Origin of the sequence: Sulfurimonas sp. (genome assembly GCF_029027405.1) — a bacterium.
Lineage (GTDB): Bacteria > Campylobacterota > Campylobacteria > Campylobacterales > Sulfurimonadaceae > Sulfurimonas.
In genome coordinates this window covers 2,395,231-2,410,369 of the sequence record NZ_CP093396.1, presented here as the reverse complement: position 1 = coordinate 2,410,369, position 15,139 = coordinate 2,395,231, and the positions used below count along the sequence as shown (strand labels likewise).

The 15,139-nt window shown below is 30.7% G+C and carries 13 protein-coding genes; 7 read left to right on the top strand and 6 right to left on the bottom strand.

Annotation, left to right across the window (positions count from 1 at the left end):
• The first annotated feature begins 24 nt into the window (after window positions 1-24).
• Entirely contained in the window at window positions 25-1,164 is a 1,140-nt protein-coding gene (locus tag MOV42_RS11685; RefSeq protein ID WP_324171354.1) for a Na+/H+ antiporter NhaC family protein, read from the top strand.
• 3 nt (window positions 1,165-1,167) lie between these two features.
• Here the strand turns inward: MOV42_RS11685 and MOV42_RS11680 are convergent, their stop codons facing one another.
• Together MOV42_RS11680 and MOV42_RS11675 are read right to left on the bottom strand one after the other, a co-directional pair.
• Window positions 1,168-1,911, bottom strand: coding sequence for a 3'-5' exonuclease (locus tag MOV42_RS11680; RefSeq protein WP_324171353.1), 744 nt, complete (start codon window positions 1,909-1,911; stop codon window positions 1,168-1,170).
• 67 nt (window positions 1,912-1,978) lie between these two features.
• Entirely contained in the window at window positions 1,979-3,298 is a 1,320-nt protein-coding gene (locus MOV42_RS11675) for a hypothetical protein (RefSeq protein WP_324171352.1), read from the bottom strand.
• A gap of 63 nt (window positions 3,299-3,361) precedes the next feature.
• On the opposite strand from MOV42_RS11675, the gene MOV42_RS11670 reads away from it, so the two are divergent.
• The gene (locus MOV42_RS11670; protein WP_324171351.1) at window positions 3,362-4,492 is read left to right on the top strand and encodes a DUF819 domain-containing protein; all 1,131 of its coding nucleotides are present in this window, start codon (window positions 3,362-3,364) and stop codon (window positions 4,490-4,492) included.
• Complete coding sequence (locus MOV42_RS11665; RefSeq protein ID WP_324171350.1) at window positions 4,492-5,505, top strand: dipeptide epimerase; 1,014 nt, start codon at window positions 4,492-4,494, stop codon at window positions 5,503-5,505. The genes MOV42_RS11670 and MOV42_RS11665 overlap by 1 nt, the downstream gene beginning before the upstream one ends.
• On the opposite strand, the gene MOV42_RS11660 is transcribed toward MOV42_RS11665, so the two are convergent.
• The gene (locus tag MOV42_RS11660) at window positions 5,474-6,589 is read right to left on the bottom strand and encodes a hybrid sensor histidine kinase/response regulator (protein WP_324171349.1); all 1,116 of its coding nucleotides are present in this window, start codon (window positions 6,587-6,589) and stop codon (window positions 5,474-5,476) included. The two genes, MOV42_RS11665 and MOV42_RS11660, sit on opposite strands and share 32 nt — an antisense overlap.
• Window positions 6,586-7,938 carry a Na+/H+ antiporter NhaA gene (nhaA, locus tag MOV42_RS11655; protein ID WP_324171348.1) on the bottom strand — a complete coding sequence of 451 codons (1,353 nt, stop codon included), beginning with the start codon at window positions 7,936-7,938 and terminating at the stop codon, window positions 6,586-6,588. Before nhaA ends, MOV42_RS11660 begins: the two co-directional genes overlap by 4 nt.
• A 73-nt stretch (window positions 7,939-8,011) precedes the next feature.
• Between nhaA and MOV42_RS11650 the strand changes: the two genes are divergently transcribed.
• Together MOV42_RS11650 and MOV42_RS11645 are read left to right on the top strand one after the other, a co-directional pair.
• Complete coding sequence (locus MOV42_RS11650; RefSeq protein WP_324171347.1) at window positions 8,012-9,178, top strand: hypothetical protein; 1,167 nt, start codon at window positions 8,012-8,014, stop codon at window positions 9,176-9,178.
• On the top strand, window positions 9,178-10,173 hold the full coding sequence (locus MOV42_RS11645; protein WP_324171346.1) for a MoxR family ATPase: 996 nt from the start codon (window positions 9,178-9,180) through the stop codon (window positions 10,171-10,173). Before MOV42_RS11650 ends, MOV42_RS11645 begins: the two co-directional genes overlap by 1 nt.
• Window positions 10,174-10,350: 177 nt before the next feature.
• Here the strand turns inward: MOV42_RS11645 and MOV42_RS14035 are convergent, their stop codons facing one another.
• On the bottom strand, window positions 10,351-11,283 hold the full coding sequence (locus MOV42_RS14035) for an IS256 family transposase, variant Zn-binding type (protein ID WP_416385458.1): 933 nt from the start codon (window positions 11,281-11,283) through the stop codon (window positions 10,351-10,353).
• A 231-nt stretch (window positions 11,284-11,514) separates the two neighbouring features.
• On the opposite strand from MOV42_RS14035, the gene MOV42_RS11635 reads away from it, so the two are divergent.
• The gene (locus MOV42_RS11635) at window positions 11,515-12,606 is read left to right on the top strand and encodes a DUF2201 family putative metallopeptidase (protein WP_324171345.1); all 1,092 of its coding nucleotides are present in this window, start codon (window positions 11,515-11,517) and stop codon (window positions 12,604-12,606) included.
• Here MOV42_RS11635 and MOV42_RS11630 read toward each other — a convergent pair.
• Window positions 12,603-13,847: a diguanylate cyclase gene (locus MOV42_RS11630; protein WP_324171344.1), complete on the bottom strand. Its 1,245-nt coding sequence runs from the start codon at window positions 13,845-13,847 to the stop codon at window positions 12,603-12,605. The two genes, MOV42_RS11635 and MOV42_RS11630, sit on opposite strands and share 4 nt — an antisense overlap.
• 24 nt (window positions 13,848-13,871) lie before the next feature.
• Between MOV42_RS11630 and MOV42_RS11625 the strand changes: the two genes are divergently transcribed.
• A complete protein-coding gene (locus MOV42_RS11625; RefSeq protein ID WP_324171343.1) occupies window positions 13,872-15,128 on the top strand; it encodes an ATP-dependent DNA helicase in 1,257 nt (418 codons plus the stop codon).
• Window positions 15,129-15,139 lie beyond the last annotated feature (11 nt).

The window sequence follows — 15,139 nt, the reverse complement described above, 5'->3', positions numbered from 1 at the left end:
TTTGCTATCTTAGTTGGAAGTATTATGGCGTTGATACAAAAAAGTGGAGGGATAAACGGTTTTGTAGATTTTATGCTTCATAGACTTAGGCTTGTTTCTTCTCAAAAATCATCTTTAATGTTGAGCTATTTCATAGGTGTAGTGATATTTATAGAGTCCTCTATAACTTCTCTTATCGCTGGAGCAGTAGGGCGACCATTTTGTCATAAATATAAAATTCCACAAGCTAAGTTAGCTTTTGTCTGTGACTCGACATCTGCTCCAATAAGCTCCTTATTGGTTTTTAATGGCTGGGGAGCTTTGTTGCTTGGGTTAATCTCAACTCAAATAAACCAAGGGCAAATGGAAGGAAATGCAGTTTCCATTCTTATAGAGTCTATCTTTTTCAACTTTTATGCTATGAGTGCTTTAGTTGTAACTTTTTTTGCAGTATACTTTAATATCAATATTGGTCCAATGAGATATACAAAATATATGCCTTCAACAAAACAAACAATAATAAATACTAAAACAAGTATGAGTTATATGATATTACCTATAACTTTAATGATTGTTTTGGTTTTTTTATTTTTGTATCTAAGTGGAGATGGAAATATTTTACAAGGTAGTGGTTCTAGTGCTATATTTTATACGGTATTAAGTACACTTATATTTACTCTTATTTATTATGTACCTACAAAAAATATGACCTTAAGTATTTGGGGTAATACAGCTTATAAAGGAGCAAAAGAACTTTTTCCAATTGCCATGATTTTACTTTTTTCTTTTGCTATTGGAGAAGTTACTAGTGAGTTGAAAACAGGAGAATATTTAGCATCTTTAGCAGATGAAAATATAAATATTTATTTTTTATCTACTATTATTTTTTTAGTAAGTTCACTTATATCTTTTTCCACAGGAACATCTTGGGGAACTTTTAGCATCATGATACCAATAGCTGTTCCTATGGCTATTACCATGGGTGTTGATGTTCCTTTAGCTATAGGAGCGGTAATTTCTGGTGGAATTTTTGGTGATCATTGTTCTCCTATATCTGATACTACTATTATCTCTTCTATGGCAAGTGAATGTGAAGTGATAGAACATGTGCAAACTCAACTCCCTTACGCAATAATAAGTGCTTTGATAGCTACCTCTCTTTTTGTACTTTTTTCTTTCTACTAAAGGTTAGATGCCTAAAACATGATTTATAGAATATTTCATATCATCATCTAAATTTTCCATGCCTGTTAGCATCCATCTTAGATATCCAGCATCACTACTTGCTACTTCTTGTAAAGATTTACCTTTATGTTTTCCAAATCTAAAGTTTTTGATTAGGATAGGAGTGGAAGTTAGCTCAACCATTTTATCAACGGGATTAGCATCTGGAAAACTTTGGCTTACTAATTCTTTTAGTTTTGAGAGAAAAAGTTTTAAAATCAAAACATCACCGATAGCGTCATGAGCTTTTATCTCAATGCCAAGTGCATCTGCTTCTTTTTGCTCATCTTTGTAAATATCCATTTTATAGCGAAAATATTGAAGTCTGTGTGCCTCTTCATCTGGCATAATATGTTTAGCAACTCTAAGTGTATCAATCACTTTCATTTGTGTAAGAAAACCTTCTTTTTCAAGCATTCCTAAATCAAAAGGAGCATTGTGAATAATTATATAGTTTTCATCTGTATTTAATTCACAAAGTCTTTTGTAGCTTGATGAGTCTTGACAAGTAGGTTTTCCCTCTAGCATCTGGGGAGTAATACCATGAACTTCCATAGCTGCGTATCCAATAGGAATATCACAAGAGAAAAACTCATTTTGAACTTCTATTTCTTTTCTTCCTAAAACTATGTAGCCCAGTTGAATGACTCTGTCATTTTCACTAACTCCTGTTGTTTCAGTATCTAAAATTACATATCTTTTACTCAATAATTATCCTTTAAAAATGGGTCAAACAGTAACTGTTACTTTTGTATAGTGTGTAGATTCATAATACTTATTTTAGCATATACTGCCTTTTACTTCTAAACCTAACACTGAAATTTTCTGATTTTTGAGCTTCTACTACAACTTTAAAAGAGAGTAGGTTTCCATTTTTAAAGCTAAATGATTTAGCAGTTTCTACGGAGCTTGTTGAGTTTTTATTAAAAGGAATTAGTAATTCAATAGTTTTTTTCTTATTTGAAGAATTTTTTATAGTGTAAGATATAGTGGCATCTAGATATTTGTCATTATCAGAGTAATTTTCTACACTCTCTTTGATTTTTATATCGAAATTTTTACCAAGAACAAGCTTGATGATTGTGTCTTTTGGAGTGTGTTCAAGGTTACTTTCACCAAGCAAAATATTTTCTTCCTTTAGTTTAGAGTATGTTCTAACCACACCTTTTGGTAGAGGAATTTTTAACTCTTGAATTTCTATATATTGAGTTACATTATGACTTATTTCTGAGTTAAGATATAGTGGATTTGAAAGAGTAGCATTATATTTTCTTTTGATGGGAATAGAATTTTGAGTTATAAACTTGATTTGAGTTTTTTCATTGTTGGCAAGATTTACATTAAAAGGGACAGAGTAAAAATGATAACCTTCATAAGACCTATGGCTTACATTAAAAGAGGTTTGCATCGCTGCCATTTCTCTTGTGTATTGAGTGCTTTGTTTTACTTTTTGCACTCTATTAATATTACCAGCTAAAACATGAAGTTTTGTATCTTTGTAAGCTTTTCCTGAACGATTATCAATAGTTATCCATCCACTTAAATCTGCTTTATTACCGTGAAGATTAAGTATGTAGTTGGAGTTCCAAGAGATATTTCTTATAAGATAGTTTATATCCATTTTAAATTTAATACTTTTACTTACATCTATATTCCAAACTAAAGATGGCTTTGTGATAAGTGAAGTTGGAATAGTGCTAAAAATAATATCTTTACTTAAAACAGAGATGATTTGATTATTAGAAGTTTTAACTATACTATTTGAGCCGTTATGAGATAGTAAAGTTACATTTTTTATGCCAACCTTTACCTTTTTCCCAATATGCGCATCTAGTAGTTTATATAATGTTAACTTGTCAAAACGATATTGTTGAGAATAAAGTTTTACTGAAGTTGGTAGAGTTATATTTACAGAGTCTGTATTTATTGTTTTTGCTACATCGTTATAAATAATTTGTTTTTCGCCTTTTTTTAGGTTTAGTTCTCTTTGCTCATGAACAAGACCAATACCGCCATTATAAACAATTAGGGAAGAAGAAAAAAGTGATGAAGTAAGTAGCATTAATGATAAAAGCGTTAAAGTAATTTTTTGCATTTGCAATCCTTTTTTTATTTGGAACTTATATGCTACAATATTAAAAAAAATGTAGGGTAAAACTTGATTACATCTTCTTTAGTTTATATATATTCTCTGGCATTTTTAGCCGCTTTTTTTAACATTTTAGAGAAAAAAACTTCTTTGAAAATTTTTAAATTTATTCCTGTTGTTGTATTTATTTATGCCTTTTCTATGCTTTTTGCATCTCTGGGCGTTTTTGATAAAAATGAAGAAATAGATAGCATCTATAAGTTAGCAAAAATAAATCTTCTTCCAGCTATGCTATTTTTGATGTTACTTCAAGTAGATTTCACGCATTTTTTTAAGCTTGGAAAATCACTTTTAATCTCTTATGTTTTGGCAGTATTATCTATCGCTTTTGGTTTTATATTAGTGGCTTTTATATTTAATTTTGATACTAACTCCGCGGCGGCTTTTGGTGCTTTAGCCGGAAGCTGGATGGGTGGAACAGCAAATATGATAGCCATAGGTTCAGCCCTTGGAGTAGGCGAAGAGGCTTTTGGTTACGCCCTTGTAGTTGATAGTGTGAACTATACTTTATGGGTTATGCTCTTACTATTTTTAGTTCCTTTTGCCTCTTACTTTAATAAGTTTACTAAGAGCGATGAAATCATGGATAAGTTTAGTGGAGTGGCTTGTGCTTGTGATATGGGGGCTAAGAAGTATTGGCTTTTGATACTTTTGGCTCTCGGTGCATCTGCTTTATCTCAAATATTAGCACAAAACATTGAGATATTAAATAAAACTACAAGCATAGTTTTAACTGCTTCAGCATTAGGGATACTCGGTTCATTCACGAAACTAAAAAATGTAAATGGTTCAAGTGAAATAGCAAACAGTATGCTTTATCTGCTTATTGCTCTCATAGGCTCAAAAGCTGTTTTTGATAGTTTTAGTGATGTAAGTTTTTATGTTTTAGCTGGTTTTATAATCTTAGTTATTCATGCTACCATCATGGTTATAGGAGCAAAAATATTTAAACTTGACCTCTTCAGCATAGCTGTCGCATCTTTGGCAAATATAGGAGGTGTGGCAGCTGCACCAATTCTTGCTGCAACTTACAATAAATCGCTTGTAAGTGTCGGAGTTTTAATGGCAATTATGGGATATCTAATTGGTACTTTTGGTGGTTTAGCTGTTGGAAATATTTTACTTATGATGGCAAAATAATGAAAATAACTTCGATAAGCACACAAGTAAAACAAATAGAGTTAAAAACACCTTTCATCACCGCTCTTAGACGCGTTGATGTTATAGAGTTTGTTAGAGTTAGTGTTTGCTGTGATAATGAAAACATAGGACTTGGAGAAGCACCTGCGACTAAAGCAGTGACAGGGGAAGATATAGAGTCTATTTTATCTTCTATCGAGTTTATTAAAAATAGTCTAATTTCTTTAACTCCTCTTCAGGCCTTAGATGCTTTGCATAAATTTAACATAGGTAGTAGTGCTAAAGCATCTCTTGATATGGCATTTGTATCTTTGTTAGAAAAAAATAAAACAAGAACTAAAATAAAACTAACAACAGATATAACCATTAGTTTAAAAGAGCCACAAGAGATGTTCTTAGATGCTAAAGAAGCTGTAAAAAATGGTATGAATATTTTAAAAATAAAATTAGGTCATGATATAAAACATGCTATTAAAGTTACTAAAATGCTATCACACCTAGATGCTAAACTCATCATAGATGCCAATCAAGCTTGGAGTTTAGAGCAGAGTTTAAAATATATAGATGCTATAAAAGATATTCAAATAGAGTTAATAGAACAGCCAGTAAAAAGTACACAGTTAAAAGAATTAAAAATTATTGCAGCTTATTCAAGTATTCCAATATTAGCAGATGAGTCTGTTTTTACACTCATAGATGCAAAAAAAGTTATAGAGTCAAAAAGTGCTGATATGATAAACATAAAGCTTATGAAATGTGGTGGAGTTACAAAAGCAAGAGAGATTTTAGAATATGCACGAAGTAAAAAAGTGAAATGTATGTTAGGTTCTATGCTTGAAGGACCTATCTCTATAAATGCTGCTTTGCATCTAGCTTTGCAATATGATGATGTGATTGAGTACTTAGATTTAGATTCACCACTTCTATATAAAGAAGCATCTAGTGAGTTGGAGTTTGAGTTTAAAGGTAATAGTATCTCTTTTAATCTAACCATGTCAAAAACTCAACAGTAAAAATAGAACCAATATCAGAATTTTTGGCAGATATAACACCACCATTTTTATTAATAATTTCTTTTGCTATATACAAACCAATGCCATTGCTATTTGTGGTGCTAACAAATGGTAAAAAAATATCATTTATAATTTTAACATCAATTCCACCAGCATTATCGCTAATTGTTAGTTTTTTATTTTCAACTTCTATATTTATACAAGGGTCTTTGATACCTCTTAATTTAAAAATATTTTTTGTATTATTAAGTATGGAAAGTATAACTTGTGTAAACTCATTTTCATTTGCAAGAGTATTTTCATTTTCATGAGAGTGAAGAGTTATTGTTATGTTTTCATAATCAAAGGTTGCATCTGAAATGGCGATTACATTATTAACTGAATTTGTCAAAGAAAAAAAGTCTTCTTTGAAATTAGGATCATAAAATTTTTTGAAAGTATCTACTGTTTCAGACATAAAACTTATTAAGTCTGCAGATTGTTTTGTATTATTTAAAAGTTCTTTTTTAGTTATTTCTATATCCTGTTCTATCTTTGACATCTGCAGAAGGTTTATAGAACTAAGTGCTGATAAAGGTTGCTTCCATTGATGAGTTATATGCATAAGTAGTTCACCAAGTGCAGCTTGCTTAAACTGTTGATGAATTATTTGCTGTTTTATAGAATTTTTGGCTATCTCTTGAGTAACTTTTTTTTCTAACTTTTTTTCATAACTTCTAAGTCTTAAATGCGTGTGAGCACGAGATAAAAGTTCATTAGTTTTAAAAGGTTTGGTGACATAATCAACTGCTCCTAACTCAAAGCCCTTTTGAATATCTTCATCTTTATTAAGAGCACTTAAAAAAATGATTGGAATATGAGCAGTTTTTTTATTTTTTTTGATAATAGAACAAACTTCAAAACCATCCATGTCAGGCATCATAATATCAAGTAAGATTAAGTCTATTTCTTCTTCATGTATGATTCTTAGAGCAGTTTCCCCATTAAGAGCAGTGATTAAATCATATCTTTTTAAGACTTCAACTAATATATTTATATTTTCTTTTGCGTCATCAACTATTAAAATACTTTGTTTATTTCTCATCTAATATTTTCCTTGTACGCTGGACTTTTTGCAACAAACCTTAACCAAAAATAGCCAAAAAATCCTGCAAAAAGTGAAGCCGCTAAGATACCAATTTTTGCTTGAAATATAAGAATATCGTGACCTAAAAATGCTAAGTCAGCAACAAATATACTCATAGTAAAACCGATTCCACCTAAAAAAGCAACGCCAAAGATCTGACTCATAGAGCTGTTGAGTGGTAATTTTGCGATACCAAGTTTTATGGTAATCCATGAAACACCAGCGATGCCTAGTACTTTACCTAAAATTAAACCTGCAATAATTCCTAATGATATAGGTTCTAAAACAATTGAACTTATAGATGAAAAATCAATAGCAATACCAGCATTTGCAAGAGCAAAAAGAGGAATAACAATTAAACTCACAGGAAGATGTAAAGTATGTTCTAGCCTTGCAGCAGGTGCCTCAACAGCTAAGATTCGCTCTTTCATATTTGTTAGTATTGCTTTTTGGCTCTCATGCATCGTATTATCTGTTGCAATTGGGTAATTGTCATACTCATCAAGCAAATTCCTTGCACTATTAGAAAAATCAATTGCTGTTCGTTTTGCTTTTGATGGAATAGCAAAAGCTGCAATAACTCCAGCAATTGTTGCATGAACGCCAGACTCAAGCATAAAAAACCACATAAATAGACCAACTATAAAATAAGGTAAAATTGCATGAATACCAAAGCGGTTAAATGCAATCATGATTCCAAAAGAAACAACTGCTAGAATAAGCGGTAAAAAATTGATTTGATCTGTATAAAATATAGCAATAACTAAAACTGCTCCAAGGTCGTCAACGATGGCAAGAGCAACTAAAAATGTTACTAGTGCAGGAGAAACTCTTTTACCCAAAAGAACTAAAGCACTAATGGCAAAAGCGATATCTGTAGCCATTGGGATACCCCAACCAGCAGCACCTTCCGTCCCATAGTTTATGCTAGTGTATATTAAAGCTGGAATCACCATCCCACCAATAGCTGCTAATATAGGAAGAATAGCAACCTTTATATCTGAGAGCTCACCTATTAGTATCTCTCTTTTTATTTCTAGTCCAACAATAAAGAAAAATATAGCCATTAAACCATCATTTATCCAATGATGAATAGATTGCGAAAGTTTCCATGAACCAACATTGAAGTCTATGTTCATGTGAAAAAATCCAGAATAGATTTCATAAAGAGGGGAGTTTGCTAAAAGCAAGGATACAACTGTCATAAACATTAAAACTAGACCAGTAGTAGTTTGAGCATGTAAAAAGTGTTCAAAAGGAGTTGAGATTTTATTAAAAGCTCTTTCCCATGGTGCGTAGATTTTCATTGTTTTCCTTGAAAAAATAATGTTAATTATAGCAAAACAAAGAAAACTAAATTAAAATGTGTATAATCCGCGTATGAATTTACAAAAGTATAAAAATAAAACTATTTTACTATTTGGAAAGAGTCGTGCTTTTAGTAGCGATGAGTTTAAAGCACAGATGCATTTTCATAAGATAAATATAATAGATGAATTTAATGAAGATATTGCACTTATTGTCGATGGCAAGATGATGACGCCCTATGAACAAAATGAGAGTGAAAATCTTTATAAAGAAAGCAAATATGTGTTTATGGATATAGATGTTTTAGAGAGAGAGTTAGCAAAAATAATAGACGGAGATACTCTTTTAATGAGCCTAAAATTATCTCACGATAAAGATAGACTAAAAGATTTCTTAACAAACTCGATGATAACAGATGAAATTTTTTTTAAACTTTTAAAGATGTATAACTGGAATAAAGAAGACTTTTTTGATAATGATAATAACAGAGATGTAAGTGCCGCTTTTATTTCTAGGTTTTATGAGAATATAGAACGAAATCATAATGTACAATATGCTACGACTGGTTTTATCCATCTAGTAGCACAGGCAAAAAATAAAACCTTACTTCAAGTCATTTCAAACCTTGAACCACTTATTTTTCATCCAAGACTTAAATGTGCAATAGCTATGAATGTTTTTAGTGATTTAGAGATGCAAAAGATATTTTTGAAAAGTGGTGGAGAGAGAATTTTAGAAGCTCTCTCTTTTAACAAAAGACTAGATGCTACTTTAGTAAAAGAGTTTTTAAATGATGAGGTATTAGCAAATAATATGGCTTTAACAATTACGCTAAATGAAGATCTTTTTAAACTTTTAAAAGAGTATAAAACTTCAATAGCAAAAAATGAAAGTCTTAGTTTTAAGATGCAAAAACAACTTTTAAATTTAGAAGAAAGTGATGTTGATTTTGCTCTTGGACAAAATAATGCACTAGATATATCAATAATAAAAAAACTCTTACAAAATGATGATGAGAAAATAATAAGTGCCTTATATGAAAATACTTCAACACCACAAGAGATATTACAAGTTGCGTATCAAGATGAAAAAAATCATGCTTCTTTAGCTAAAAATGAAAACACACCCATAGATATTTTGTATCAGCTTCAACTAGATGCTAGGTATGAAAGAAGTGTAAAAACAAATGCTGGATATGGAAAACATATACAAAGTGAAAATTTAGGATGGTTAGTCTAATGAAAGCCTCAAAGTTAATAAGTTCAATTTCCGCTCTCATAGAGCAAAAAGTTCCAAGTTTTTTATGGGGAGCGCCAGGAGTTGGTAAATCTTCAATAATTAAGCAAATAGCACAATCAAAGGGTATGGAATTTATAGACTTAAGACTCGCTCTTATGGATCCAACAGACCTTAAAGGTATCCCATTTTATGACAAGGACTCACATACTGCACTTTGGGCGCCACCAGCTTTTTTACCAAAAGATGGAAAAGGTATTTTATTTTTAGATGAGTTAAATACAGCAGCTCCAAGTGTTCAAGCATCTGCATATCAACTAATTTTAGATAGAAAAGTTGGTGAATATTGTCTTCCCTCTGGTTGGGCAATAATTGCTGCAGGAAATCGTGAAAGTGATAGAGGAGTGACATATAGAATGCCCGCTCCTTTAGCAAATAGGTTTGTTCATTTTGAGATGGAAGTTGATGCTAGTGAGTGGAGAGATTGGGCGTATGAACAGGGAATAAATGAAAAAATTATAGCTTATATAGCATACAAAAATGAGCATCTATTTACCTTTGATGCTGCGAGTGACACTAAAAGTTTTGCAACTCCAAGAAGTTGGGAGTATGTAGATGCTATACTAAAAAGTACTATAGATGCTGAGCTGCTCGTAGATGCAATTAGTGGTGCGGTTGGTAAAGATGTCGCAGTTGGCTTTTTACAGTTTGTAAAAGTTATGACTAAACTTCCAAATATAGAAAATATTTTAAACACAGGTGAAGGTGAATATTCTGATGAGGTTGATGTTCTCTACGCTCTAAGTGTAGGTCTAGTTAGTGGACTACTTAAAGATAACTCTGAAGAAAAACTAGATAACCTACTAAAATACACCCTAAAACTAAAGAGTGAATTTGCTGTTATGTGTGTTCAAGACTTGCAGAGAAACGGTGTAAAAATGGAACATTCAATAGTTTTTAAAGAGTGGGTTAAACAGTTTGCTTATCTTTTGGCGTAGTTCATAAATATTAAAAAGAAATATTTGCTAAATGAAAGTAGAACATCAACTTGCTACTATTACAATAGTCAAAGGAATTTATAAATGAAAATAGAACAATTAAAAATGCCAGAGCTAAAAAACTATTGCGAAACTTTAAGTATTGTGATTTAAAGTAAATTTTTTTAGGCTGAATAATTATTTTTTCTTATAGTTTAATAAATAATCATCAACCATTTTTAACTTCAAGCTTTTGCTTAATCCTCTGTGGATTTTAATGAGTATTTTCAATGGAGAAAAAGTTCCACCATCGAGAGTATTTGTTGTGTTTGGAATCTTGAAATTTTTATATTTATTTCTTGTAAAAAGATATGAAAGATTAGCTCTTAAACTTCTATATGCAGCTCTAACTTTTTGATGAGTGTAATATGATTTACCAGTATCATTATTGATACTTTTTTCTTCTATAAAATTTTTATATGTTTCATACCATTCATCAAGCTTTTTAGTAAATTTTTTTTCATTAGTTTGAGTGAGTCGATACATGATTTTCTTCAAATCTTTTCCAGCTTGTAGTCTTGGTCTTTTAGTTATATATCTTCTCACAGTCTTTGCCTGATGGAAGTGACACATTTGTAGTGGAAAGTCTTTAAAAACCTTTTGTAAGCCTCTTTTGCCATCTATTGTGACTGATAGAACTGTATAGCCAAGCTCTAAAAGTTGATTGAGTAATAGTTTATAGTCAGCTGATAGTTCACTTTGAATATGTTTGGATAAAAGTATCTCTTTGGTAATGTCATCTTTAAAAACTAGCGTTCCAAGTTTATCTTTGCGTTTGCCATAAAAAGTAGCATCACAGATAAGAACTATCGCTCTAGGTTTATGATATTTTATATTTGGTTCATATTCAAATATTTGCTTCTGAACCCATCGAGAACTTTTCTTATATTCCTCTGCTAAATCACTTAGTGTTTGTCTCTTATAAATATACTTTTTAAAAATAATTTCTTGTAATTTATCTGGTCGTCTTTTTGATGAAAAATAACTATTACAACTTGAGCATTTATATCTCTGAATTCCACCTAATTCACCATTTTTTTTAGTCTTTTTTGATGTACAGTGTGGACAGATTTTTGCATTTTTTTACAGCTCATTGTAAATAAAACCTTTTTAACCATTACTATACAGTAGTTTCAAGCACTTTTCAGCCTAAAAAATTTTACTTTAAATCAATTATGCAGGTATGAATATTTTAAAAACACCATCCGTAGAAATATTTGATATATTAAACGGATAACAAAACTTTGAAACTAATAAATTTTCTCGACTTATTTTAGTAAGTATAAACTGATATAATTTTATATGTTAAACATACAAAAAAAAATATCTCAAGCAAAAGCTAAACTCTTAGTTGAGTATCCATTTTTTGGAACTGTTGCTTCACGCTTAAAGCTTATTTCTAATGATGATATACAAACTTTTAAAAGTGATGGCATCTCGCTTGAATATAATAGTGATTATTTAGAGTCATTAACAATAAATGAGATGGAATTTGTTTTTGCAAATGGTGCGATGCACGCATCTTTGGCTCACGAATATCGTAAAAGTAACAGAAGTGGATGGCTTTGGCAACTCTCCACTGACTACGCGATAAATGATATGCTTGTTGAAAATGGACTTCATCGACCAGACCTCGCACACTATTCAAAAAGATTTAGTGGACTTTACGCAGAAGAGATATATGAAGAGTTAAAAGCCGACATTCTTCGTGATGAGTTGGAGTATGAAGCAGATGATGAAAACGATGTACAAAATCCAGATGCCGAGAATCCTCAAGAGGAACAACTTTTTGATGAGTTTGTAAAAGCTACTCTAGATGCTGAAGAAGCAAAAGAAGCTTTAGCATCTGGACTCCATAGATTTTTTAAACTAGGGCTGAAGTCTAATGTTAATTGGAGAGATGAGTTAAGAGTTGCGATAGATAGATTTTATAAAGACGACTATGCTCAGATGCCACCAAATAAAAAGTTCTTGCATCTTGGTTTTTATCTTCCTTCTAGCATTAGCAATAGGTTTAAACTTGTCATAGCAGTTGATAGTTCTGGTTCAGTTGATGAAACTCTTTTAAGTGAGTTTTTAAATGAGCTAAAATTTTTGATGAATACAATACCATCTTATGAAATAAATATGCTTGTGAGTGATGATAAGATAAATTCACATCATATTTTTTATAGTGGTGATAGACTTGAAGTAGATTTAAAAGGTGGTGGGGCAACAGACTTTAGACCTGTTTTTGAGTTTATTCAAGATAATTTGCAAGACACACAACTACTTCTTTACTTTAGCGATTTAGAAGGAACTTTTCCAAAAAAAGAACCATCTTACATGGTAAAGTGGATAAGTCCAAATGAAAAAGAAGTTCCATTTGGAGAAGTTATAATTTTAAAAAATTAGTCAAAGACTACTTGATTGTTTCCATTTTGTTGGGCTTGAAGCAACATCATATCTGCTTGAGATATTGTTTCTTCAATATTATCTTCAGTATGCAGTGCAACACCTATGGAAACTGTACATTTTATATAGTCATTATTTTTAGTAGTAAAACCAGACTTTTCGACTTCTTGGCGTAATCTCTCAAAAATATCAGCAGCACTATCTCTATTTATATTTTTTAAAATTATACAAAATTCTTCACCTTGAAATTTAGCTATAAAATCTTTGTAATTGGTTTTAGTTCTTAGAATTTCAGATAAATTAATGATGACTTCATCACCAATATCTTGACCAAATTTTTTGTATATTTCTTTAAAGTTGTCAATATTTACAATTCCAACAGCAAATTGTTCACCACTTACTTTAGCGTCTTGTGAATACTCTTTCATGTATTTATAAAAATAACGATGATTGTAAAGACCTGTTAGGACATCTCTATTTGCATAGTTCGTTATAAATTGAATATTTTCTAAGGATTCAATAGAATTATGAATACGACAGAAAAATTCTTCTTTAGAATAAGGTTTATGAATGTAGTCATTTGCACCTTGTTTTAAAAACATTGCATTTGTTTCTTCATCATCACTGGAAGATAGTACCATGACACACAGTTCTGACTTTTTGTATTTTTTTCGTATCTCTTTAGTTAGTTCAAGTCCATTCATAACAGGCATATTATAATCAGTAAGAACTAAAGATATATCTGGATTTTCATTTAGCATACCAAGTGCTTCTTCCCCATGACTTACAGCTATGACTTTAAAAAAAAGATTTTCTAGTGTTTCTTTTAAAACTTTACGAAACACCATAGAATCTTCAACTACCAAAATTTTATGTTCTTGATTTTTTTCTAGTCGTTGTATAGTCTGAATAACATAGTTTATATCGTTAACTCCACCTTTATTTATATAATCAATTATATTTTTTTTAAGAATTTTTTTTCTAAACTCTTTGTCAATATTTGCACTAAGTACAATAACTTTGTTCCCCGTTTTTAAAACATAATCAACTATTTGACCATCTGGTGCATCTGGAAGATTTATGTCAAGTATTGCTAAGAAGTATTTATATTTTTTTAAAAATAGTCTTGCTTCTGAAAGTTTATAGGCTATATCTACTTCATATTTTAAAGTAGTAGAAATCTTTTTAGCAATAAGTTTGGCAAGTGTTTTGTTGTCTTCGACGATTAGTATTCTTTTCATGGAGGTATTATAGTATAATTTTTTATGAATTACTTAGAAAATATTTTACAAAATTTAGAAAAAAAACAAAATGTATTTTTAACAGGTGGAGCAGGTGTAGGTAAAACAACAATAACAAGAGAAATTATACGCCACTTTGAAGATGAAGCTAAAAAAGTAGCAAAATTGGCATCGACAGGAATGGCGGCAACCTTAATAGATGGACAAACACTTCATAGTTTTATGGACTTGGGAATAGCGTCTACTATAGAAGAACTAGAAAAATCTGGTAAATTTTTGATAAAAAATAAGATAAAAAAATTAATAGCTAGTATGAGCCTTATTGTCATAGACGAAATTTCTATGGTTAGTGATACTTTGATGGAGATGATAAAACTTCGTATAACTCAAGCAGAGTTTAAAGGTTGTATTTTAGTAGTAGGTGACTTTTTACAACTTCCACCAGTTGTTCGTGGAGGGGGTGAAGTTAAGTTTGCTTTTGAATCAGACTCATGGAGTGAGTTTGAGTTTAAAAAAGTTGAGCTGACACATATATACAGAACTGATGACAAAAAGTTTATAGAGCTTTTAGGAAGTATTAGAAATGGATTTATTGATGAGAAAATTCATAATGATTTAAATGATTTTATCAGACCTTTGCCAGAAGATTTAGGAGAGTTTACTTTTTTGTTTGGAAAAAATATTTCAGCATCTAAACATAATAAAAGACAACTCGCTTATATAGATGATGAGCTTTTTGTAAAAGAGGCACAAGTTATTAAACATATAAAAAGTGTTAAAGACATAGAAGTAGATAGATTTATGAATGACTCTAGAATAGATAAAGAATTGGAGTTAAAAATAGGAGCACCAGTTCTTTTTACACGAAACTCTTGGAACTATTTTAATGGAGAGCGTGGCATTGTTGTAAATGTAGAGCCAACTTTTGTTTATGTAAGAAAAAGTGATACAAAGATTGTAAAACTTGAAACAGTTGAACAAAGTAAATCTAAGTGGAGTGAAAAAAGTATAGATGGGAAAAAAGAGATGGTTGAGGTTGCTCAACTTAGTGTATATCAGTTTCCTATAAAATTAGCTTTTGCTATAACAATTCATAAGTCTCAAGGCATGTCCATAGAAGACTTAATTATTGAGACAAATGAGATATTTGCACCTTCTCAATTTTATGTAGCAATTTCACGAACTTGCAATCCAAAAAGATTAAATCTCATAGCTCCTCAATGTCAGTGGAGAGATATAGTTTTTGTTAATTTTAAGGCTTTGAAATTTGTTAGAATATAATTATTTTAAAC